Below are 20,853 nucleotides of genomic sequence, written 5' to 3'. Positions count from 1 at the left end.
CTTAGCCAGGTGTCGACAGAAAGTAAATGTCCAAGCCTTAGATGAGAGTTCCCTTGGGTCCTATTGCCAGTAGTGTCGACACGGGGGTTGGATAGGTCGGCAGAGGACGAACCCGCACCGGAGGATGACGCCGATGGACAAGCCGCCCGTGTTCACCCCCGAGGAGGTCGCCCGTTTCCGCGCGGAGCTGGCGGAGCGGCGCGCGCCCGGCGCGTATGAGCCCGGCCGCTGGTCCGTCAGCCCGCTCAACCGCCGTACGGACGTGGTGGGTTCACTGCCCGCGTCGGTGCGGTTGCGGGACGCCACCCTGCGTTCGGTCGAGACACTGCCGGGTGTCGTCGCGTCGGCCGGGGCGAAGGAGGGGTTTCTCCGCCGACTGGTGGGCAGCGGGGTGTCCGAGGTCGTCACGGCGGGGCTCGGCGGACGGGACGTGACAGCGCTCAAGGCCGAGGTGGAGCTGGTCAAGGGCGAGAACTCCGACTGCCGGATCGTGTGCCCGCTGATGCGCTCCACCGAGGACATCGACCGCGCGGCCGCGGCCGGCTACGACGCCGTACAGGTGTGGGTGCAGGGATTCGGCGAAACGTCCTTGATCTACCAGGCCCCGGTCTATCCGCAGGCATGGCGGGGCGAGGAGTGGCGCACCGCCGACACCCCCCGCGACCGGACCGCCGTACTGTCCCGCGCGTCCCGCCTGATCGCCTACGCCCGCGAGTGCGGCCTCGATGTGATCGTGCCGCTGCTGATGGTCTCGTACGCCACCGAGGAGACCCACGAGGAGTCCGTCTCCGTGCTGACCGAGGCGGGTGCGACCGAGCTGACCCTGTTCGACGGGCCCGGCGCGATGACTCCGGAGGCGTACGGGCACCTCGTCCGGCTCACCCGCACCCTGGCCCCGGACGTCGAGGTCGGCCTCCACCCCCACAACACCTTCGGTCTGGCCGTCGGCTGCGCGGTCGCCGCCGTCCGTGCGGGCGCCTCGGCGGTCGAACTGTCCGTCAACGGCTACTGCGGCGGCCCCGGAAACGCCGATCTCGCGGCGACGGCCCTCGCCTTCGAGGCGCTGTACGGGGTGCGTACGGGGATCAGAACCGAGCGTCTCACCGAACTCGCCCGCGCAGGGGCCGCCCTGACGGGATATCAGCCCGCCTGGAACCACCCCGTCACCGGCACGCACGCCTTCTGCTGGGGCGGCATGGATCTCATCACCCAGGAGACCGGCATCGACCCCCTTCTCCACAACTGCCTGGAGCCCGCCCTCGTGGGCAACGCCCGCAAGGTGCCGTTCACCGCGGACAGCGGCCCCTACACGCTGGCCGACAAGCTGGCGGAGGCGGGCATCGAGCTGACCCGGGCCCAGGTGGACGACGTACTCGCCCGGGCGCGGGAGTTGATGGCCAGGGAGGACCGGCTGCCGACGGACGAGGATCTGGCGGCGCTCGCGGCGGAGGTGCGGTGACCGCTCAGGGGGTGAGGGTCACGCGGATGCCGACGGTTCCGTCCAGGCCGCGCCGCAGTCGGCTGCCGAGCAGGGTGAGCCGGCCCATGATGCCGTACTTGCGGACGATGAGCTTGCGGTAGTGGGCGATGGTGGCCGCGTCGGTGATCTCGGCGGTGGCGGGGATCTGGTGACCGGTCGGGTTGCCGCGCAGGTCGCAGGGGCCCACGAGGACGTCGCCGCGTGCCCGGATCCGCTTCACCTTCCAGGAGTCGGCGACCGTCCAGACACCGAGCGTGTCCCCGTCGCGGACCACCCACACCGGGGTGGCGACTCCGGTGCCGTTCTTGCGGTAGCTGGTGATCAGCAGGTATTTGCCCGCACCGAGGAGGTCCAGCGAGGTGTTGTCCATGACCGCAGTGTAGGGACCGCGGATCCAATTCTGTCGATCAGTTGTGCCCCTGCGGGATCCTTTAGGTGTGAGCCGGAATCTTGAGCACGGGGTACGGGAAGCGTGGGCGGTGTCCGCGGACACGCTCCTGGAGGTGGCCTGCGACGAGTCGGGGTCGGACGGCGAGAACCTGACCGGCGGCAACACCGATGTGTTCGCGCACGGCAGTGTGCGGATGCCGATCGAGACGGCCGCCGGTTACGTGCAGGAGATCCGTGACCGGATCCGCTCGCCCGCCGAGGAGTACAAGGCGAACCATCTGCTGAGGGAGAAGCACCGGGCGGTGCTGGAGTGGCTGCTGGCACCCTCGGGGCCCCTCCTGGGGCACGCGCATGTGCATCTCGTGGAGAAGACGTTCCTCGTCGTGGACCGGACCGTCGATCTGCTGCTCGACGACGCGGCCGAGGACGCGGCCGTGATCCTGTTCCGCGCGGGGCGGCGGACCTTCGGCGAGGAGGGGTGGCGGGAGTTCCTGGCGAGGGCCAACCAACTGCTGCGCATCCGGAACGACGAGCATCCGGGAGCCCCGGCCGACGCGTTCTTCCGTACGGTCGAGTCCCTGCGCCGCGCGCGTTCCGGTACGGACGTGGCGGCGATTCTCGACCGGCTCGCGGCGAACCGGTCCCGGGCGGAGTCCTATCGGGCGGGCGTCGTCGACACCCCGACCCTGGTCCCGGTCCTCAATCCCCTGCTGCCCGCCGTCGTGCGAACGGCCGCCCTCTGGAGTGCGGGCGGGCATCCGGTCATGCTGGTGCACGACCGGCAGAACATGCTCACCGAGGACCGCATCGCCTGGATCGAGGAGACGGCCCGCGGCGCCGGAATCGACCTCGTCGGGGTGCGCCTGGTGCAGGCCGGACTGGACGCCCGGGTGCAGCTCGCCGACTTCCTCGCCGGCATCGCCCGCAAGGTCGCCTCGGACGAGCTGAACGGGCGCGGCGACCCGGCGCTCACCGCGCTGCTGCGGCCCTACGTCGACGCTGAGTCGGTCTGGGGCGACGAGCACAGCTGGACCCGGCTCGGGCCGCCCACAGATATCGCCGGAGCTGCGGCGAAGGTGAACTCCGCGGTCTAGATTGCCTGTTGAAACCGGACCTCACCGAGCCTTCCAGGAGCTGATCCCGTGACCGACAACCCGGCAGCGTCGCACGAAGCCGCCAAGTCGCTGCGCGACCGCATCAACACCTCCCAACCGCACACGGCCCGGATCTGGAACTACTGGCTCGGCGGCAAGGACAACTACGAGGTCGACCGCGCCGCAGGCGACCAGATCCGCCAACTCCACCCGGGCATAGGCGAGTACGCCCGCGCGGACCGGCTCTTCCTGGGACGCGCCGTGGAACACCTGGTCACCGAGGCCGGGATACGCCAGTTCCTCGACATCGGCACCGGGCTGCCGACCGCCGACAACACGCACGAGGTCGCGCAGCGGTTCGCGCCGGACGCCCGGATCGTCTACGTCGACAACGACCCGCTGGTCCTGGCGCACGCCCGCGCCCTGCTCACCAGCACGCCCGAGGGCCGCACGGACTACCTCGACGAGGACCTGCGCAACGTCGACGCGATCCTCGAACACGCCGCGAAGACCCTGGACTTCACACAGCCGGTGGCGCTGATTCTGCTCGGCGTGGTCATCTTCATCGGCGACGACGAGGACCCGTACGGTCTCGTCAGGCGGCTCGTCGACGCGCTGCCCTCCGGCAGCCACCTGGTGCTGTCGCACACCATCACCAGTCCGGCGATGCCCGACGTGGACGAGGCCGTCAAGTTCTGGAACGAGCACGGCACTCCGAAGCTGACCCAGCGCACCCCCGAGGACGTCTCCCGGTTCTTCGACGGCCTCGAACTCCTGGAGCCCGGTGTCCTGTCCTGCTCGCGCTGGCGCCCCGAGGACACGACCGGGGACGAGCCTGAAGAGGTGGCCATGTTCGGCGGGGTGGCCGTCAAGCGCTGACGGGATCGCCCGTGAGGTGAACGCGAGCGTGCCGGGCCCCGTATGGAGAGAGGGTTCTCGACGACCGGAGAGCCCCGCGGTGTAGAAGCCGCGCTGTTCGGGGTTCGGGAGCCATGCATGAGGCACGCACGACGACGGATGATCCGGCGAGTGACACGGCTGGCGTCCGTCGGCGGACTTCTGCTCGGGGCGCTCATGGTGACGCAGGCGGTGGCGAGCGAGACCCCCGACGCGTCCGGTGTGGTGCGCAGTTCCGCGCAGGAGGCCGCCGACACGGGCACCGGTCTCGTCTCCAAGCTCGGCACGTCCCGTACGGCGGGCAGCTGGATCGACGCCGACGGGCAGCCGGTGGTCGCGGTGACCGACGCGGACGCGGCGGCGCAGGTGAAGAAGGCGGGGGCCGAGGCGAAGGTCGTGGAGTACAGCATGCGCGACCTCAAGTCGGCCGCGTCGACGCTGCGTTCGGCTCCCCGGGTGGCCGGCACGGCGTGGACCCTGGACTACAAGACCAACGAGGTGGTGGTGCAGGCCGACAGCACCGTCTCCGCCGCCGAGTGGGCCCAACTGTCGGCGGTCGCCGAGGACATCGGCGGCTCGGTGCGCATGGAGCGCACGACGGGCACGTTCACGACCCGCATCAACGGGGCGGAGCCGATCCTGTCGACCGCGGGACGCTGTTCGGCCGGCTTCAACGTGACCAACGGGCAGCGTGACTTCATCCTCACGGCGGGGCACTGCGGGCCAGCCGGTTCCGCCTGGTTCGCCGACGGACAGGGCACCCGGCAGGTGGGCACGACGATCAACCAGAGCTTTCCCGGCAACGACTTCTCCCTGGTGCAGTACACGGGTGGCAGCGCGGGCGACGGCGCCGACGTCGTCGCCGTCGGCAACGGCCAGGGGGTCCGGATCACCGGTGCCGCCGATCCGACCGTGGGCCAGCGGGTGTTCCGCAGCGGCAGCACGAGCGGCCTGCGGGACGGTCAGGTGACCGGGCTCAACGCGACGGTGAACTACCCGGAGGGCACGGTCTCCGGGCTGATCGAGACGAACGTCTGCGCCGAACCCGGGGACAGCGGCGGCCCGATGTTCTCGGAGGGGATCGCGCTCGGCGTGACCTCGGGCGGCAGCGGTGACTGCACCGTGGGCGGTACGACGTTCTTCCAGCCGGTGACCAAGGCGCTGGCCACACTGGGCGTTCAGCTGATCGTGTCCGAGCAGGCGGCCGCCGGGCAGCAGAGCGCCTCTCCGACGGCGACGCCGTCCGCGTCGGCCACGAACAGCGCGATCGCCCCCGGTGCCGCGACTCCGGGGTCGTCGGCTGCGGTGTCGGGTACGGACGCGTCGACGCTGCTGACCCGGCTGACGGACCCCAGGAACGTGGGCCCCGGCCTGCTGGTCATCGGAGGCAGTCTGATCGCGCTGGTGGCCACGCGGTACATCCGCGCGGAACAGGACCGCAAGGCCTATCAGCGCTACTACTCGGCGACGTGGGGCTGATGGGATGGACCGGGATCGCGGTCGGCGACGCGCGGTGGGTCAACGAGGCTTTCAGGCGGCCGTGACCTGAGGGGCCGCTGCGGCCCACTCCAGGACGAGCCGCTGGTACTCCTCGCGCTGCTCGCCGCTCAGTGTCCCGCCCGACCGGAGCCACAGGGCCCGGATCTCCTCGTTGACCTCGGCAGCCGATCGCTCGGAAGCAGATTCAACAGTGGTGGACATGGTGTGAAGCATACGGCGCCCGGGGTGAAGGTGACGTGAGTAAACATGTGCGATACCGGACATTCCGGACCGTGTTACTGATCACGTCCATCTGTCAAGGCCTGCCGGGCAGTTCACACCCTGCTCACGCCTCCGCGGCCCCGAGCACCAGCACCTGGATCGCCAACACCGCGGCCCCACGCGCCCAGTCGTGGAAGTCGGAGACCTTCGTCTCCAGGTCGACCGGAGCGGCCAGCGGATGGCGATGCGCCCGCACGGTCTCCGCGACGGCCTTCCCGGCGACGTCGATCAGCCCGACGCCCTCACCGGCGAGCAGGATCTTCTGCGGCATCGCGAAGTTGGCGATCTGCGCGACCAGCGCACCGAGGGCGCGTGCGGCCTCGTCGATGACACGGGAGGACATGGGCTCGCCCGCCGTGGCCAGGGCGAGGATCTCGTCGTAGGGGAGATCGCGGCCGGTGGCGGCGTGGATCTGGTAGCGGATGCTGGGGATGGTCAGCAGGGAGACGGCGCTGCCGCGGGCGCCGTCGGGGGTGAGCGGGCCGTTGGGATTGAGGATCCAGTGCCGCCCGAAGCCGCGGTCCTCCTCGGCGTAGGGCACTCGTTTGCCGCCCAGGACGAGGCCGTAGCCGATGCCCGCGCCGATCGTGAGGACGACGAAGCGGTCCAGGCCACGGCCGGCACCGAACCAGGTCTCGGCCTCGACGAGGGCGGCGACGTCGTTCTCGACGACGACGGGCAGCCCGGTGCGTGCCTCGACGAGTTCGGCGAGGGGGATGTCGCGCCACTGCAGGAACGGGGATTCGCCGACCACGGCACGGTCCTCGACGAGGCCGCCCACGCCGATGCCGATGCCCGCCGGAGCCGGGTGGTCCGCGGCGAGCTCGGCGGTCATCTCGGCCAGCAGGTCGGCGACCGCGACCGGGTCGTGGGTGAGGAGCGGGCGGTCCAGGCGGGCGACGATGTCGCTGCGGAGCGTGGTGACGACGCCGTAGACCATGTCCTCGGTGACCTTGAAGCCGATGAAGGAGCGGGACTCGGCGACGATGTCCAGCGGCTGCGACGGGCGCCCCTGGCGTACTTCCGCCGGGCCGCCGGCCTCGGGGACCTCGACCAGCAGGCCCGACTCGATGAGCGGCTTGGTCAGGCGGGTGAGGCTGCCCTGCGAGAGGGTCAGGCGCCGGGCGAGTTCGGTGCGGGACAGCGGGCCGTGGACGAGCACCTCGATCGCCACCGAGCGTTCGCCCGGGCTCAGCGGCAGCCAGCTCGCGGCAAGTGCGGTCATGAGGCTCAGACTCCCACATGATTTATTCCGACCTGGAAGTAACAAGGTCACCTTAGGGCGAGAATCGCGATTCTCAAAGATGTTCGCACGACTCTTGACGGCTGGATTCTTTCGATACAAAAGTAAGTGCTCCGAGGACGAGTCGCCGTAGACAAGGGAGTCTCCTGATGACCATCGCCTCCAGCAGTCCTCCGTCGAGACGGGAGAGCACGGGTGACGGGCGGCTGGCGGCCGTCTTCATCGCTCCGGCCCTGTTGGGCTTCCTGCTGTTCCTGCTGTGGCCGACGCTGCGGGGCGTCTATCTGAGCTTCACCCGCTTCAATCTGCTGACGCCGGCGGAGTGGGTGGGACTGGACAACTACGACCGGATGATCCACGACCCCATCTTCTGGGACTCGCTCAGGGTCACCGTCGTGTACGTGGTCATCAACATCGGCGTGCAGACGGTCTCGGCGCTCGCCATCGCCGTACTGCTGCAACGCCTCACCCAGTCGTCCGTGCTGCGCGGGATCGTGCTGACGCCGTATCTGATGTCCAACGTCGTCGCCGGCATCGTCTGGCTGTGGATCCTGGACACCCAGCTCGGCATCGGCAACGAGATCATCGCCGGGCTCGGCTTCGACCGCATCCCGTTCCTCGCGGACGAGACGTGGGCGATTCCGACGATCGCCCTGATCAATGTGTGGCGGCACGTCGGCTACACGGCGCTGTTGCTGTTCGCCGGTCTGCAGGCCATCCCGAGCGACATGTACGAGGCCGCGAAGGTGGACGGCGCGGGCGAGTGGCGGATGTTCTGGCGGATCACGCTGCCGCTGCTCAGGCCGGTGCTCGCGGTCGTTCTGATCATGACGGTGATCGGTTCGTTCCAGGTGTTCGACACGGTCGCGGTGACCACCGCGGGCGGCCCGGCGAACGCGACGAACGTCCTGCAGTTCTACATCTACGGCTCGGCCTTCGGACGCTTCCAGTTCGGTTACGCGTCGGCGATGTCCGTGGCCCTGCTGATCGTGCTGAGCGCGATCACCGTTCTGCAGTACCGGCTCACCCGGGCCGGCCAGACGGATCTCGGCTGAGGGAAGGGGACACACCGACATGACTGTCATGACTGGCACGACCGACACGACTGCCGTGGCAAACGCCACGACCGTACGACGCGTGTGGCGCAGGCCTTCCCCCGGGCGGGTCGTGGCCTGGGTGGCGATGGCCTCCATCGTGCTCATCACCCTGCTGCCGTTCTACTGGATCCTGCGGACGGCGCTGTCCACGAACTCGGCGCTCGCCGCGCACCCGGGCGATCCGCTGCCGGTGGATCTGACGACCGGGGGCTTCGAGCGGGCCCTTGGCCTCCAGTCGACCGAGGAGGCGATCGCCCAGGGCGGCTCGGGCGGCGGGCTCAAGTTCTGGCGCTATCTGCTCAATTCGGTGATCGTCTCGACGCTGATCACCGTCTGTCAGATCCTCTTCTCCGCCATGGCCGCGTACGCCTTCGCCCGGCTGAGGTGGCGCGGGCGGGACACGGTGTTCGCTCTGTTCCTCGCCGGCCTGATGGTGCCGACCATCTTCACGCTGCTGCCGAACTTCGTGCTGATCAAGCAACTCGGTCTGGTGGACAACCTGTTGGGCATCGCTCTGCCGACCATGTTCATGACGCCGTTCGCCGTGTTCTTCCTGCGGCAGTTCTTCATGAACGTTCCGCGGGAGGTCGAGGAGGCCGCCCTGCTGGACGGCGCCGGGAAGATCCGGATCTTCTACCGCGTGATGCTGCCGATGGCGTCCACCCCGATCCTCACGCTGGGGGTGCTGACGTACATCACCGCCTGGAACGACTACTTCTGGCCGCTGATGGTGTCCTACAGCGACAGTTCGCGCGTGCTCACCGTGGCCCTGGCCATCTTCCGGGCACAGACCCCGCAGACCGGCTACGACTGGTCGGGCCTGATGGCGGCCACGCTCATCGCCGCGCTCCCGATGCTCGTGCTCTTCGGCTTCTTCGCGCGCCGCATCGTCAGCACCATCAGCTTCACCGGAATCAAGTAAGGGGACGGGGATGCGAGTTCGTATGCGTACGGCCGTGGCTCTCCTGGGGGCGCTGACGCTGTCCCTGGCCACCGGCTGCGCGAACGGCGGTGGAGCCGGGTCGGGCGGGAACACGGTGACGTACTGGCTGTGGGACGCCAACCAGTTGCCCGCGTACCAGGCTTGCGCGAAGGGGTTCGAGAAGCAGAATCCGGGCCTCAAGGTGAAGATCACCCAGATGGGCTGGGCCGACTACTGGACCAAGCTCACCGCGAGCTTCATCGCGGGTACCGAGCCGGACGTCTTCACCGACCACATCCAGAAGTTCGGGCAGTTCGCCGACCTCAACGTGCTCGAACCGCTCGACGACCTGGGCATCGACGACTCCGCCTACCAGCCGGGCCTGGCCGCCAACTGGACTGGCGAGGACGGCCACCGCTACGGCGCGCCCAAGGACTGGGACACCGTCGCCCTCTTCTACAACAAGAAGCTGGCCAAGGAAGCCGGACTCACCGCCGAGCAGCTGAACGGCCTGTCCTGGAACACGCAGGACGGCGGCAGCTTCGAGAAGGCCATCGCCCACCTGACCGTCGACGACCAGGGCAGGCGCGGCGACGAGGAGGGCTTCGACAAGAACAACGTCAAGGTGTACGGCCTCGCAACGGGCGGCGCGGGCGACAGCGACGGCCAGACCACCTGGAGCCCGTTCGCCGCCTCGGCGGGCTGGAGCTACACCGACAAGGCACGCTGGGGCAGCCGGTACCAGTACGACAGCAAGACCTTCCAGTCGGTGATCGACTGGTACTTCGGCCTGGCGAAGAAGGGCTACCTCGCGCCCTTCACCGACTACACGGACGGCGCCAACCCGGCCAACGCCCAGGTCGCCTCCGGCAAGGCGGCGGCCTCCTTCGACGGCGCCTGGATGATCTCCACCTACTACGGCACCAAGGGCCTCGACGTGGGCACCGCCGCCACTCCGGCCGGCCCGACCGGCAAGCGTGCCACCATGATGAACGGCCTCGCCGACTCGGTCACCAAGAACGCCGACAACAAGGCGGGGGCGAAGAAGTGGGTGCGCTACCTGGCCTCGAACGAGTGCCAGAAGACCGTCGGCACCTACGGAATCGTCTTCCCCGCGACCCCGGAGGGCACCGAGGCGGCCGTGGCCGCGTACGAGAAGAAGGGCATCGACGTGTCCGCCTTCACCGAACCGGTCGCCGACAAGAAGGACTTCACAACGTTCTCCTTCCCGATCACCGACTACGCGGCGGACGTGTACGCCCTGATGCGCCCCGCGATGCAGGACGTCTTCGCCAATGACGCCCCGGTGAGCGGCCTGACCCAGACCAACGACCAGATCAACTTCATCCTCGGCCAGTGAAAGGCACACACTCCATGACGTTCTCCCTCGGCATCGTCGGCGCCGGGCAGTTCTCCGGTCAGTTCGCCAAGCTGTTTCTCGCCCACCCGGGCGTCGGCGAGGTGTACGTGACCGACCTTCTGCCCGAGCGTGCGGAGCAACTGGCAGCCGCCGAAGGGTTGTCGGGCACCTTTCCCTCGTACGAAGCGATGCTGGAGTCGAAGGCGGTCGACGCCGTCGCGATCTTCACCCAGCGCTGGACGCACGGGCCCCTGGTGCTCCAGGGCCTGAGCGCCGGCAAGCACGTGTACTCCGCCGTCCCCATGGCGATCAGCACCGACGAGATCGCCGCGATCATCGACGCGGTCAGCGCGACCGGACTGACGTACATGATGGGCGAGACCAGCCAGTACAACCCGGCGACGGTCCACGCCCGCAACCAGATCGCCGAAGGCGCCTTCGGACGGATCTTCTACGCCGAGGGCGACTACGTCCACGACATGGATCTGGGGTTCTACGACGCGTACCAGTACAGCGGCGGCGACAACTGGAAGGCGACCGCCAGCTATCCCCCGCTGCTCTACCCGACGCACTCGGTGGGCGGGGTGCTCGGCGCCTGGCAGACGCACGCGGTGAGCGTGTCGGCGATCGGGGTCGTGGACGAGCGGGGGGACGGCGTCTTCGACAAGGAGCTCAGCCAGTTCGGCAACGACTTCTCCAACGCCACCGCGCTGTTCGAGGTCGCGGGGGGCGGTTCGTTCCGTACGAACGAGTTCCGGCGGGTGGGGTATCCCTCGCAGATCCGGGAGTCGCGTTTCCGGTTCTTCGGCACCGACGCGAGCATGGAGCAGCTCGCCACGGTGGCCTTCTGGCAGGACAAGAAGGGGGTGCAGGACATCAGCGAGCTCCTGGAGCCCAAGCCCACCATGTCTCCTGACGACCCGTCACTCCAGCACATCGCGCCGGAACTTCGGGCCGCCTTCACCTCCGGTTCGGCGCCGGTGCACGACCGGGCGCGGCTGCCGCGGGAGTTCGACAACCTGCACAACGGGCACGAGGGCAGCCATCACTTCCTGGTGGACGACTTCGTCACCGCGGTCAACACGCGCACCCTGCCGTCCGTGAACGCGTGGGTCGCGGCCCGCTACACCCTGCCGGGCATCGTCGCGCACGACTCGGCGCGGCAGGGTGGGGCGCGGTTGGAGATCCCGGACTTCGGGGACGCGCCGGAGGCGTCGGGGGCGGGTGCGGGGCCTACAGGTCTGGCGGGTGTGGTTCGACGGTGATCCGGGCGTCGATCACCGTAGGCCGGCCCGAGGCCAGTGCGGCGTGGAACGCGGTGCCGAATTCGTCGAGTGTGTCGACCCGGTGGCCGTCCACGCCGCACGCGCGCGCGTACGCGGCGAAGTCCGGGTTCCTGTCGTTGAAGACCACCCAGATGACGGGGATGTCGTTCTCCACGGCGGTCAGCAGCTCGAACCCGGACAACGAGTGGCAGCCGCAGCCGACGACGACGGTCCGCTCCGGATGCGCCAGCTTGACGCCGATGGCGCCGTTGGCATGACCTGCCACCGGCCCGAAGGAGCCCGCCTTGCGGAAGTTCTGTCCCTCTTCGAGCTCGACGTAATAGCCGAGCCAGGCCGGTTGGGCTCCCGCGTCGGCGAGGAGAACGCCCTTCGGCGGCAGCAGGCGGCCCATGGCCAGCGCGAGTTCGCCGGGATGGATCTTTCCCTGCACATGGACGATGCGCCGGGCCTCGTAGTCCCGGCCGTCGACCTCGGCCGGCGCCACTTCGCCGACCTTGTTCTCCAGCGCGTCGACGAGCGCCGCCACCGCCCGGCGCGCGTCGGACAGCAGCGCGTAGTCGGGCGTGTAGGCCTTGCGGAACTCGGTCTCCGAGATGTTCACATGGATGAGCAGCTTGTCCTCGAAGAGGTTCTCGCGGAAGTCGAACGTGGCGCGCTGGTTGAGGGAGTTGCCGACGCACAGCACGACCTCGGCCTCCCGGAAGGCCTTCCAGGCACTCGCGTGGCCGCTGTCGGCGAAGACGCCCACGGCGAGCGGATGTCCCTCGGACACGGTGCCCTTGCCGTCCAGTGTGGTGAGCAGGGGGATCTGGAAGCGCTCGATCATCCGCCGGATCTCGGGTCCCGCCCCGCTGCGGACGGCGCCGAAGCCGACGAGCGCCACGATCCGCCTGCCCCGGGCGATCGCCTCCGCGAGGACCGACGCGATCTCCTCGACCTGTGCCGGATCGGGCAGGACGGGGGCGGTGTGGAGTCGCAGCGGACGGAAGTTCTCGACCTGAACGCTTTGTTCGGTCAGGTCGTCGGGTACGTGGATGTGGACAGGGCCGGGCCTGCCGGAGAAGGCGAGGTTCACCGCCGCCTCCAGCACTTCGCAGGTGTCGGCGGCGTCCTCCAGGACAAATGACTCCTTGGTGGTGGCCTTGAACATCGCCTGTGAGTCGGGGGTGCGGTTCAGGCCCGAGGTCTCGTTCAACGCGCCCCAGCCGCGCCACTTCCTGCGTGCGTATCCGGAGACGGCGAGCACCGGGTAGGAGTCGGACAGCGCCACGGCCAGCCCGGAGAACAGGTTGAACGCGCCCGGTCCGGCCGTCGCGCAACACACGCCCAACTGGTCGGTGTACATGGCGTAGCCGCAGGCCATGAACGACGCGGCCTGCTCGTGCCGGGTGATGACCGGCGTGATCCGCGGCGAGTGCTCCAACTCCGCCATCAGACCGGGCGAGTTCTCCCCGGCGCCGCCGAACACCACCCGGACTCCCGCGCCTTCGAGCCCCTTCGCGATGGCTTCGTAGACCCTCACGCGATGACCTCCCTGCCCGGTGATCGGAATGTCCTCACCGTGCCGGAAGGAGTCCGGGATGGTCCTGGGGCGCCAGTCCCGGCGTGATCGGGCAACTCTCCCCCGCGGCCCGGGACATGAGGCACACGCCGACGATCAGGCCTGCTCCCGCTCGCCCTCCGCCGCGGGACCGCGCTCGCCAAGGCCCGCGTCGCGCGCCCGGGCGACCGCCGCGGCGCGGTCGGAGACCTGGAGCTTGTAGAGGATGGCGGACACGTGGTTGCGAACCGTCTTCTCGGCCAGGAAGAGCCGACTTGCGATCTGGTGGTTGCCGCAGCCCACGGCGACCAGCTCCAGCACCTCCCGTTCGCGGTCGGTCAGTTCGGGGAAGACCTGGGCGGCGTAGTCGCGATGTGCCCCGGTGAAGAAGTCCACGATCCGCCGGGCAACGGCCTTGCCGTACACGGCGTCTCCGGCGGCCAGGGTGAGGATGGCCCGGACGATCTCCGTACAGTCGGCGTCCTTGAGGAGGTAACCGCGGGCCCCGGCGCGCAACGCACCGAACAGCGCCTGGTCGTCCTCGTGCATCGTCAGCACCAGTACGCCGATGCCCGGATGCCGGGCCAGCAGGGCACGCGTGGCGGCGGTGCCGTCGAGGCCGGGCATCGCCAGGTCGGTCAGGACGACGTCGGGCACGGTCCGGTCGACGGCCACCAGCAGATCGTCGCCGTTAGCGGCCTCCGCGACGACCTCCACCTCCGCGGTCGTGCCCAGCGCGGCGACCAGACCGTAGCGGTACATGGGGTGGTCGTCGGCGACGACCACCCGGACGACAGGGCCACTGCTCATTGCTTCTCCCCCGAGTCGAGCGACGGCACCCACCAGCGTCCCGCATCCGACGCCCCACGGCCATGCCCCACATCCCGCCGCGGGCCTCGTCCTCAAACGCCGGACGGGCTGAGAGTGCCTGGACCGGCGCTGAAAGCCGACGCCGGGGGACGTGGACCTCCCGCCTCCCGCTCCACCGAAGGGTGCGGGAGGCGCGCCGCGGCAGGTCTCATCCCTGCCTGAGTTGCCGCGCCAACTCGACCGCCTTGTCGGCCTGTACGAGGCCGTACCCGGTCGCGTTGTCCCGTGCCACGCGCGCTACGCCGCCGGTGTCGCTGTTGCTCCTGCCCCTGTCGACGTCTTCGGCGCTGTCTTCGAGGAGGCGGCGCACTTCGGCCGGCGACAGACCGGGAGCGTCCTGCAACAACAACGCACAGACACCGGCCACTTGGGGCGCGGCGGCAGAGGTGCCACTCAGCACCACCCAGCCATCGCCTGCCGAGGTCCCGTCCCCCTCGGGATACGGGTTCTTCGCACGCCGCTGATCGATGTCGGAGCCGGGAGGGGCGGGCAGCAGGATGTAGGTCGCGCCGGGCAGCATCCCCACCAGACCGGACACGTCCGGGACGTCGCGACGCAGGTAGTGGGCGCTGGTGAATCCGCTCGCGTAGTTGGACGCCTCCAGGTCGCCCTGCTCGTTCCTGTACACCCCGCCCACCGCGATGACCTCGGGATGCTGAGCCGGGTACCCGTGCTCGCCGTTGCCCGCCGCGCACACCACCACGATGCCGTCGGCGATCGCGAGCGACACCGACTCCGCCAGCGCCATGTTGATGGCGTGCAGGGGCCGGTACTTGTCCTGGTGCACCAGGCTCATGCTGATGATCTGGGGCTTCGGTGACTGCTGCGCCGCCGTGTTGAACGCGCCGAGCAGGTTGGTGTCCTTGGCTTTCACCATGGTGAAGTCGATGCCCGGCGCCACCGCGAACGCGTTCGCCGACTCGCAGGTGCCGTGACCGTCCTCGTCGACTCCCGGGTCGGCCGCGTCGGGGCCCAGGACGACGTCCCCGCTCCACCCCTGCTCGGCGAAGTACGGCAGTTCTTCCCATCCGGTGTCCACCATCGTCAGGCGGACTCCGGCGCCGGTGATGTTCTGCCCGTGCACCGCTCGCGCCCTCAGATACTCCGCGACCTGGTCGAGCGTGAGGTGGAAGTAGCCGGGTCGCGGAGGGGCGACGGGCCCGGAGACCTTGGAGGCCGGCATCTCCAGTGCCACGCCTTCCAGGAACCGGGCCAGGCGGCCCTTGGGCACGATGAGTCCGGGGCGTTCGGACCCGGCGCTGTCGACGTACGTCCGTGTCGTGCGCAACTGCGCGGCCCCCGGCGGGATGACCTCGCGTTCCTCCGTGATCAGAGACGTCTCGAAGATCTCCTCGTACAGCTCCGGCGGACCTGCGATGTTGATCGTCGCCGGTGCCAGATTGAGGACGGTGAAGCCGGCACTCCTGAGCTCGTCGGCGGCCATCTTCGTCGCCGAGTCCTCCGAGACGAAGTCCTCCGCGGTGGCCACGGTGATGGAGTCGGCTTCGAAGAGGGACGTGCCCCCTTGCGAAGGAGGTGACGCCTGCGCGTACACCAGGTGCGGCAGGCGGTCGTCGATTTTGTACGCCATGGTCATCTACCCCCGATGGATCAGGGCCGGGTCGCCGGTACGGCCAGCGCCACGGTCAGCGGTCCGTCCGTGAACACGAGCCCGGCCTCCGCGAATTCGTTGAGAACGTGCTGCACCCCTTCGACGGACTCCCGCAGCCCCAGCCGCTCCCGCACCGCGGCCGCCGTGACCGGGCGGTCGCAGCAGGCGAGGTAGAGGTCGGCGGCCAGTCCCTCGAAGAGGTAGGTGCCTTCGGTCTCCTTCCGTCTCCTGTCGTGGATCTGTACGTAGTGCGGCGCCTGCCGGTACTCCAGTACGGGCGGATCGGCGCCGCCCTGCCAGGCCTGCCCCCAGTCGGCGACCGCCCGGCGCAGGTCCGTGTAATCGTCGTCCGGGAGTGCCCCCTCGATATCGCCGCGGAAGAAGTAGGCGATCTTGTCGAGGTCCACGGTCGCGGGATAGACGTGGGTGTACGCGGCTTCGGGCCGCAGGCCGTGAAGGATCTTCTCCCGGTCCGAGAAGAGCGGGCTGAAGCGCTCCAGCGTGAGTCGGGCGGCGCTGTCCGGCGGCTTGAGGTGCCGCAGATTCCGCACGGCCACGGCCTGGTCGTGGCAATCCTGACGCGTCTCGCCCGGGAATCCCCACAGGAGGTTCCAGGACACGACGATTCCGTAGTGCTGCGCCCAGCGAAGGAGGTTGATGTTCTGCGCGGCGGTGACACCCTTGCGCATCAGAGCCAGCACCCTGGAACTCAGCGACTCGATGCCGGGCTGGATCTGTAACACACCGGCGTCCGCCAGCAGTTTGAGCTGGGCGCGGGAGAGGTTCGCCTTGACCTCGTAGAAGATCTCGTAGCGTGCGTCGCTTTCCACCAGGGCGGGAAAGAGGGTCCGGAAGTACCGCATGTCGAGGATGTTGTCGACGGCCTCGAAGCGGAAGGTGCGGTATCTGCGGGCCTGGTGCGCGAACTCGCCCAGGACTCGCTTCGCCGACTTGGACCGGAAGTGCATGGTCTCCCCGTTGAGACCGCAGAAGGTGCAGTGGTGCTTCATCCCCCACCAGCAGCCGCGGGCGGTCTCCAGCGGGAGGTACACCGAGCGGGCCGCCGCGCGGCGCAGCAGGCCGAGGTTCTCGGCGCGTTGGAAGTACTCGTCGTAGTCGGGCATCGGCAGGTCGTCGAGCCGTTGGACCAGCGGGGCCGCGGGGCCGGTCACCACCTGTCCCGCCACCCTGCGTGCCAGGCCTGGTACGGCGTCGAGGTCGCCGCCGTCCGCCAGGGCGTTCAGCAGCAGCGGGAAGGCCACGTCCCCCTCCCCGATCACCGCCGCGTCGATGCACTCGACCGTGCGCACCAGTTCCACGCCCATGGAGGAGTCGAAGTTGGCGCCGCCGAACAGGGTGAACAGGTCCGGGTACCGCTCCTTGAGCCGCCGGGCCAGCGCGATGGAGGCCGTGTTCTGCTGGAACGTCGAGGTGAAGCCCACGAGCCGGAACTCGTCCCACGGATACGCGTCGACGAGTGCGTCGAGGTAGGCGGGGACGTCGTGGTGCCTGATGTGCAGGAGGCGGTCGCGCACAGTGGCGGGCGAGATGTCCTGGGCCCGCGCGAGATCCTCGGCGTACAGGTCGAGGAAGCGGTCCTCGGGGTCGGGCGCCGCGGCGCCGAACGCCTCCAGGGAGAACAGCCAGTCCCCCACCAGATGGCCCGACCGGTCGGCCAGCGCACGGTACACGTCCACGCCGAGCCCGAAGGCGAAGTCCAGGTTGGCGTGGAGGGTGCGGGCCGGGAATCCGTGCGCCTCGGCGATGGCGCGGAGCAGACCGATCTGGAGCGAGGGGCGGCGGTCGTCCATGAACGGCATGCACACCAGGAGCACCGGCCAGGCCGCCTGCCTCGCACTACTTGCCGAAGGAGTCGTCATCCGGCGGTTTCTCGTCGTCCCGGTCCTCGGCCGGGCCTCCCTGGTACAGCTCGCTGACCTTGAAGGCCACCAGGGTCTCATCCTCGTTGGAGCCCGGAATGAACCGTGCGTCCGCGGGCCGGCTCGTCGGGATGCGCTGTTCTTCGATGAGCCGCTCGCCTGCCGCGTCGAAGACCAGCTCCAAGGCCCTTCTGTTCTCCACGGTGAAGTGACTCCCCAAGGAACCCAGCTTGTTCGCGAGACGCTGGACTTCCTGCCAATCGACCAGTTCCCGTTCCTGTTCCTGGCTCACGGCTCCCCCTCCGCACTGAATGCGGGGGAGTCTGACGACGGGATACTCTTTCGTCAAGTGCCGCTTTTTTCCTGACGATTCGCCTCCGGATCGTCGCCGAGCCGGGCACGTACCTCGGCGGCCTTGCGGTGGCCGAGCTCTTCCAGCAGCACCGCGGCACGCTGCCACGTCGCCGTGGCCGAGGGGCTGTCACCGGCGGCCTGGTACACGTCGCCGAGGGAGGACAGCGTGTCGGCCTCGTTGTAGCGGTCGCCGGTCTCCCGGTAGATGGCCAGCGCCCGCCGGTAGCTCTCGGCGGACTGGTCGTACTGGCTCAGGCGAAGGTGCACCATGCCGAGGCTGTCCCAGGTGTCGGCCTGGTCGAAGAGGTCTCCCGCCTCTTCCTGAAGCCGCAGCGCCCCTTCGCAGTGGGCGAGTGCCTCCTCGTGCCTGCCCAGTTGGGAGCAGAACCAGCCGACCGCGTTCAGCGCCCGGGCCTGGCCGGTGCGATGCCCGGCGGCCTCGAACAGGCCCAGCGACTTCCACGCGTGATCGAGCGCCTCGCCGTACTGTCCCCGCTGCTCCCCCAGCCACGTGAACGTCCGATGCGCGTGCGCCTGGCCGAGGGGATCGCCGAGCGCCTCGAACAGGTCGAGTGCCTGCCGGATGTGGGTGGCGACGTCCTCATACCGGCTGAGCCGCATGTACGCATAGGCCAGACATCCGTGGCTCACCGCCTGACCGTGGGTACTCCCCGCACGCCGGGCGGCATCCAGCGCGCGCCGGTACACGGTCACGGAGTCGTGCCAGTGCCCACGCCGGTCGAGATAGGACCGCAGGGTCCACGCCAACTGCCAGGCATGAGCGTCGAGTTGGCTGTCCACGGCGAGCTGCTGCACGCCGAGGAGGACGGCGTGTTCCGTCGTGAACCAGGTCAGTGCCTCGTGGTGGTCGGCGAAGTGCTCTCCGGTGACGGGCGGTCCGGAGGGAGGCAGGGTGATGGGGTCGTCCCGGTGCGGGTTGAGGAGCGTGCCTGCCCGGTAGGCGCTGTGCAGGTAGTGGTCGAGCATCCTGCGGACGGCGGCCTGCCGGTCGGGCGGCGGGTCGTGCAGGTGGGCGAGTTCGGCGGCGTAGGCGCGCAGCAGGTCGTGGAAGGTGAAGCGGTTGATCTCGCGCTCCGACAGCAGGTGGCTGCCGGTGAGTTCGGTGAGCAGGGGGCGGGCCCTGACCGGCGGGACTCCGGCCAGGTCGGCCACGGCCAGCGTGCTGATGTCGGGGCCCGGGTGCAGGCCAAGGAGCCGGAACAGCCGGGCGGCCGGTTCGCTGAGCCGCTGGTAGGACCACGAGAACACCCTGCGGACGTTGGTGGCCTCGTCGCCTCCGTCGAGCAGGCTCAACGCCCCGCCCGCGGCGTGCAGTTCCTTGGCGAGCGCGGCCAGGGGGAACTGCGGGTGGGTGGCGGCGCGGGCGGCCACGATGGCGAGGGCCAGCGGCAGGCGGGCACAGGTCGCGATGATGTCGTGCAGCGCGTCGGGGTCGGCGGTCAGCCGCTGGGGACCGATCCGGCGGGCGAGTACGTCCGTGGCCTCGGCGCGGGACATCAGGTCGAGGTTCACCGGCTGGGCGCCGTCGGTGACCACCAGGCCGGTGAGCTGGTTGCGGCTGGTGATGACGCTGAAGCAGTCCGGTGAGCCGGGCAGCAGCGGGCGTACCTGGTCGGAGTCGTGGGCGTTGTCGAGCACGAGGAGCATGCGGCGGTTCGCCAACAGGCTGCGGTACAGGCCCAGTTGTCCCTGGAGGTCGACGGGAATGCGCTGCGGCGGCACGCCCAGGGCGTCCAGGAATCCGCGGATGGCCTCGGCGGGCTTCATCGCGGGACCGCTCGGGTCGAAGCCTCGGAGGTTGACGTAGAGCTGTCCGTCGGGGAAGCGGTCGCGGACGCGGTGGGCCCAGTGCACGGCCAGCGTGGTCTTGCCGACTCCCGCGGTTCCGCCGATCGCGGTGATCACCACCGCGCCGCTGCCGCCGTCCCGTCCACCGCCGTGAGCGAGGGCGTCCAGCTGGGCGAGGGCCTCCTCCCGGCCGACGAAACCGACGATCCGGTGCGGGAGTTGGGCCGGCACCGGCGCGGCCGGGTGCGTTCCCCTCCCGCCCCCGACCGGCGACGGGCGCGCGTCCCGTCGTATGTCGAGGTCCGGGGCGGCGGCCAGGATGTCGGCGTGCAGGCGTTGGAGTCGGCGGCCGGGTTCGATGCCGAGTTCCTCGCGCAGCAGCCGGCGGGCGCGAGTGTAGGCGGCGAGTGCCTCGGCCTGGCGGCCGCCGCGGTGCAGGGCCTGCATGAGCAGGCCGTGCAGGGTTTCGCGCAGCGGGTGGTCGGCGGTGAGCTGCTGGATCTCGCCGACGAGGTCGAAGTCGTCGCCGAGCAGCAGGTCGACCTCGATGCGTTCCTCCAGGACGCTGAGGCGGCGTTCGGCGAGCCGGTCGCGTTCGGCGTCGAGCAGGGGGCTGGTCATGCCTTCGCAGATCCGTCCGTGCCACAGGTCAAGGGCGACGTGCAGTGCCTGAGCGGTGGCGGGCAGGTCGCCCCTGGCTCGAGCACTGTGCGCCTGCTCGATCGCCCGGTCGAACTCGTGCAGGTCCAGGCGGCCCGTGCCCAGGCTCAGTCGGTACCCGGCCTCGGACCAGGTGAGCAGGCCGGACGGGGTGCGGGGTGAGCGTTCGGGTTCCAGTACCCGGCGCAGGCCGGAGACATGGCGTTGCAGCAGGTTCGCCGCGCGGGTCGGTATCGCCTCGCCCCATACCGCGTCCATGAGCCGGTCCCGGCCCACCGGCCCGCGGGCATGCAGGAGCAGCACCGCGAGCACTACGCGCTGCTGCATCTGTCCCAGGTCCAGTTCGGTTCCGCCGCGCCAAGCCCGCAGGGGGCCAAGTACCTGGAAGCGCAGCCGCGTCGACGGCGATTGTCCGCTCATCACCGGCTCCCACCCCGAGCGGTCCGGTCATCTGCTCCCCAAAAGCTAGCGCCGAACCGGCGGCACAGGGTCCTCCTTGTCGCAGGACGGGCCGCCTGCGGGCTGCAGTGGCCTGTGCAGCGGTTGCTGCAACGCGCGCTCGCACCATGGGTGCCCAGTCCGGTGCGGCGGAGCGGCT

17 protein-coding genes are annotated in these 20,853 nt (G+C 69.5%); 8 read left to right on the top strand and 9 right to left on the bottom strand.

The window, feature by feature from the left end; all coding sequences use genetic code 11:
• Positions 1 to 133: 133 nt before the first annotated feature.
• On the top strand, positions 134 to 1,459 hold the full coding sequence (locus AC5DRG_RS47910) for a hydroxymethylglutaryl-CoA lyase-like TIM-barrel protein (protein ID WP_491806602.1): 1,326 nt from the start codon (positions 134 to 136) through the stop codon (positions 1,457 to 1,459).
• A 4-nt stretch (positions 1,460 to 1,463) separates the two neighbouring features.
• On the opposite strand, the gene AC5DRG_RS47905 is transcribed toward AC5DRG_RS47910, so the two are convergent.
• Positions 1,464 to 1,850, bottom strand: a complete 387-nt coding sequence (locus AC5DRG_RS47905) for a PPOX class F420-dependent oxidoreductase (RefSeq protein ID WP_491806601.1) — start codon at positions 1,848 to 1,850, stop codon at positions 1,464 to 1,466.
• A 67-nt stretch (positions 1,851 to 1,917) separates the two neighbouring features.
• Here AC5DRG_RS47905 and AC5DRG_RS47900 point away from each other — a divergent pair, with 67 nt between their 5' ends.
• From AC5DRG_RS47900 to AC5DRG_RS47890, 3 genes are all read left to right on the top strand, one after another.
• Positions 1,918 to 2,964, top strand: a complete 1,047-nt coding sequence (locus tag AC5DRG_RS47900; RefSeq protein ID WP_491806600.1) for a hypothetical protein — start codon at positions 1,918 to 1,920, stop codon at positions 2,962 to 2,964.
• 48 nt (positions 2,965 to 3,012) lie between these two features.
• Positions 3,013 to 3,843, top strand: coding sequence for an SAM-dependent methyltransferase (locus AC5DRG_RS47895; RefSeq protein WP_491806599.1), 831 nt, complete (start codon positions 3,013 to 3,015; stop codon positions 3,841 to 3,843).
• Between the two features lie 117 nt (positions 3,844 to 3,960).
• Positions 3,961 to 5,340 carry a S1 family peptidase gene (locus tag AC5DRG_RS47890; protein ID WP_491806598.1) on the top strand — a complete coding sequence of 460 codons (1,380 nt, stop codon included), beginning with the start codon at positions 3,961 to 3,963 and terminating at the stop codon, positions 5,338 to 5,340.
• A 51-nt stretch (positions 5,341 to 5,391) separates the two neighbouring features.
• On the opposite strand, the gene AC5DRG_RS47885 is transcribed toward AC5DRG_RS47890, so the two are convergent.
• Both AC5DRG_RS47885 and AC5DRG_RS47880 read right to left on the bottom strand, forming a co-directional pair.
• Positions 5,392 to 5,574: a hypothetical protein gene (locus AC5DRG_RS47885; RefSeq protein WP_491806597.1), complete on the bottom strand. Its 183-nt coding sequence runs from the start codon at positions 5,572 to 5,574 to the stop codon at positions 5,392 to 5,394.
• 112 nt (positions 5,575 to 5,686) lie between these two features.
• The gene (locus tag AC5DRG_RS47880) at positions 5,687 to 6,847 is read right to left on the bottom strand and encodes an ROK family protein (RefSeq protein WP_491806596.1); all 1,161 of its coding nucleotides are present in this window, start codon (positions 6,845 to 6,847) and stop codon (positions 5,687 to 5,689) included.
• A 167-nt stretch (positions 6,848 to 7,014) separates the two neighbouring features.
• Here AC5DRG_RS47880 and AC5DRG_RS47875 point away from each other — a divergent pair, with 167 nt between their 5' ends.
• The 4 genes from AC5DRG_RS47875 to AC5DRG_RS47860 are packed head-to-tail and all read left to right on the top strand — an operon-like array spanning position 7,015 to position 11,509.
• Positions 7,015 to 7,920 carry a carbohydrate ABC transporter permease gene (locus AC5DRG_RS47875; protein ID WP_491806595.1) on the top strand — a complete coding sequence of 302 codons (906 nt, stop codon included), beginning with the start codon at positions 7,015 to 7,017 and terminating at the stop codon, positions 7,918 to 7,920.
• A 28-nt stretch (positions 7,921 to 7,948) separates the two neighbouring features.
• Positions 7,949 to 8,884, top strand: a complete 936-nt coding sequence (locus tag AC5DRG_RS47870; protein WP_491813358.1) for a carbohydrate ABC transporter permease — start codon at positions 7,949 to 7,951, stop codon at positions 8,882 to 8,884.
• A gap of 10 nt (positions 8,885 to 8,894) precedes the next feature.
• Positions 8,895 to 10,244 (top strand): ABC transporter substrate-binding protein, encoded by a 1,350-nt coding sequence (locus AC5DRG_RS47865; protein WP_491806594.1) that lies wholly within the window; start codon positions 8,895 to 8,897, stop codon positions 10,242 to 10,244.
• Between the two features lie 14 nt (positions 10,245 to 10,258).
• A complete protein-coding gene (locus AC5DRG_RS47860) occupies positions 10,259 to 11,509 on the top strand; it encodes a Gfo/Idh/MocA family protein (protein ID WP_491806593.1) in 1,251 nt (416 codons plus the stop codon).
• Here AC5DRG_RS47860 and AC5DRG_RS47855 read toward each other — a convergent pair.
• From AC5DRG_RS47855 to AC5DRG_RS47830, 6 genes are all read right to left on the bottom strand, one after another.
• The gene (locus AC5DRG_RS47855; RefSeq protein ID WP_491806592.1) at positions 11,478 to 13,052 is read right to left on the bottom strand and encodes a thiamine pyrophosphate-binding protein; all 1,575 of its coding nucleotides are present in this window, start codon (positions 13,050 to 13,052) and stop codon (positions 11,478 to 11,480) included. The two genes, AC5DRG_RS47860 and AC5DRG_RS47855, sit on opposite strands and share 32 nt — an antisense overlap.
• 135 nt (positions 13,053 to 13,187) lie before the next feature.
• A complete protein-coding gene (locus AC5DRG_RS47850) occupies positions 13,188 to 13,880 on the bottom strand; it encodes a response regulator transcription factor (RefSeq protein WP_491806591.1) in 693 nt (230 codons plus the stop codon).
• A gap of 208 nt (positions 13,881 to 14,088) precedes the next feature.
• Positions 14,089 to 15,531, bottom strand: a complete 1,443-nt coding sequence (locus AC5DRG_RS47845; RefSeq protein ID WP_491806590.1) for a S8 family serine peptidase — start codon at positions 15,529 to 15,531, stop codon at positions 14,089 to 14,091.
• A 20-nt stretch (positions 15,532 to 15,551) separates the two neighbouring features.
• On the bottom strand, positions 15,552 to 17,432 hold the full coding sequence (locus AC5DRG_RS47840) for a RiPP maturation radical SAM C-methyltransferase (RefSeq protein WP_491806589.1): 1,881 nt from the start codon (positions 17,430 to 17,432) through the stop codon (positions 15,552 to 15,554).
• On the bottom strand, positions 17,410 to 17,724 hold the full coding sequence (locus tag AC5DRG_RS47835; RefSeq protein WP_491806588.1) for a hypothetical protein: 315 nt from the start codon (positions 17,722 to 17,724) through the stop codon (positions 17,410 to 17,412). The genes AC5DRG_RS47840 and AC5DRG_RS47835 overlap by 23 nt, the downstream gene beginning before the upstream one ends.
• 53 nt (positions 17,725 to 17,777) lie before the next feature.
• Complete coding sequence (locus tag AC5DRG_RS47830; protein ID WP_491806587.1) at positions 17,778 to 20,675, bottom strand: AfsR/SARP family transcriptional regulator; 2,898 nt, start codon at positions 20,673 to 20,675, stop codon at positions 17,778 to 17,780.
• Positions 20,676 to 20,853 lie beyond the last annotated feature (178 nt).

The organism is Streptomyces sp. JLBG701, assembly GCF_058544905.1.
This window is presented reverse-complemented; position numbering and strand designations above follow the sequence as displayed.

Bases quoted from the DNA above. Each gene is read 5' to 3' on its own strand.
- AC5DRG_RS47880 (WP_491806596.1), bottom strand. From the start codon at position 6,847: ATGACCGCACTTGCCGCGAGCTGGCTGCCGCTGAGCCCGGGCGAACGC.
- AC5DRG_RS47865 (WP_491806594.1), top strand. From the start codon at position 8,895: ATGCGAGTTCGTATGCGTACGGCCGTGGCTCTCCTGGGGGCGCTGACG.
- AC5DRG_RS47885 (WP_491806597.1), bottom strand. From the start codon at position 5,574: ATGCTTCACACCATGTCCACCACTGTTGAATCTGCTTCCGAGCGATCG.
- AC5DRG_RS47845 (WP_491806590.1), bottom strand. From the start codon at position 15,531: ATGGCGTACAAAATCGACGACCGCCTGCCGCACCTGGTGTACGCGCAG.
- AC5DRG_RS47840 (WP_491806589.1), bottom strand. From the start codon at position 17,432: ATGACGACTCCTTCGGCAAGTAGTGCGAGGCAGGCGGCCTGGCCGGTG.
- AC5DRG_RS47910 (WP_491806602.1), top strand. From the start codon at position 134: ATGGACAAGCCGCCCGTGTTCACCCCCGAGGAGGTCGCCCGTTTCCGC.
- AC5DRG_RS47905 (WP_491806601.1), bottom strand. From the start codon at position 1,850: ATGGACAACACCTCGCTGGACCTCCTCGGTGCGGGCAAATACCTGCTG.
- AC5DRG_RS47870 (WP_491813358.1), top strand. From the start codon at position 7,949: ATGACTGGCACGACCGACACGACTGCCGTGGCAAACGCCACGACCGTA.
- AC5DRG_RS47860 (WP_491806593.1), top strand. From the start codon at position 10,259: ATGACGTTCTCCCTCGGCATCGTCGGCGCCGGGCAGTTCTCCGGTCAG.
- AC5DRG_RS47875 (WP_491806595.1), top strand. From the start codon at position 7,015: ATGACCATCGCCTCCAGCAGTCCTCCGTCGAGACGGGAGAGCACGGGT.
- AC5DRG_RS47850 (WP_491806591.1), bottom strand. From the start codon at position 13,880: ATGAGCAGTGGCCCTGTCGTCCGGGTGGTCGTCGCCGACGACCACCCC.
- AC5DRG_RS47890 (WP_491806598.1), top strand. From the start codon at position 3,961: ATGAGGCACGCACGACGACGGATGATCCGGCGAGTGACACGGCTGGCG.
- AC5DRG_RS47830 (WP_491806587.1), bottom strand. From the start codon at position 20,675: ATGAGCGGACAATCGCCGTCGACGCGGCTGCGCTTCCAGGTACTTGGC.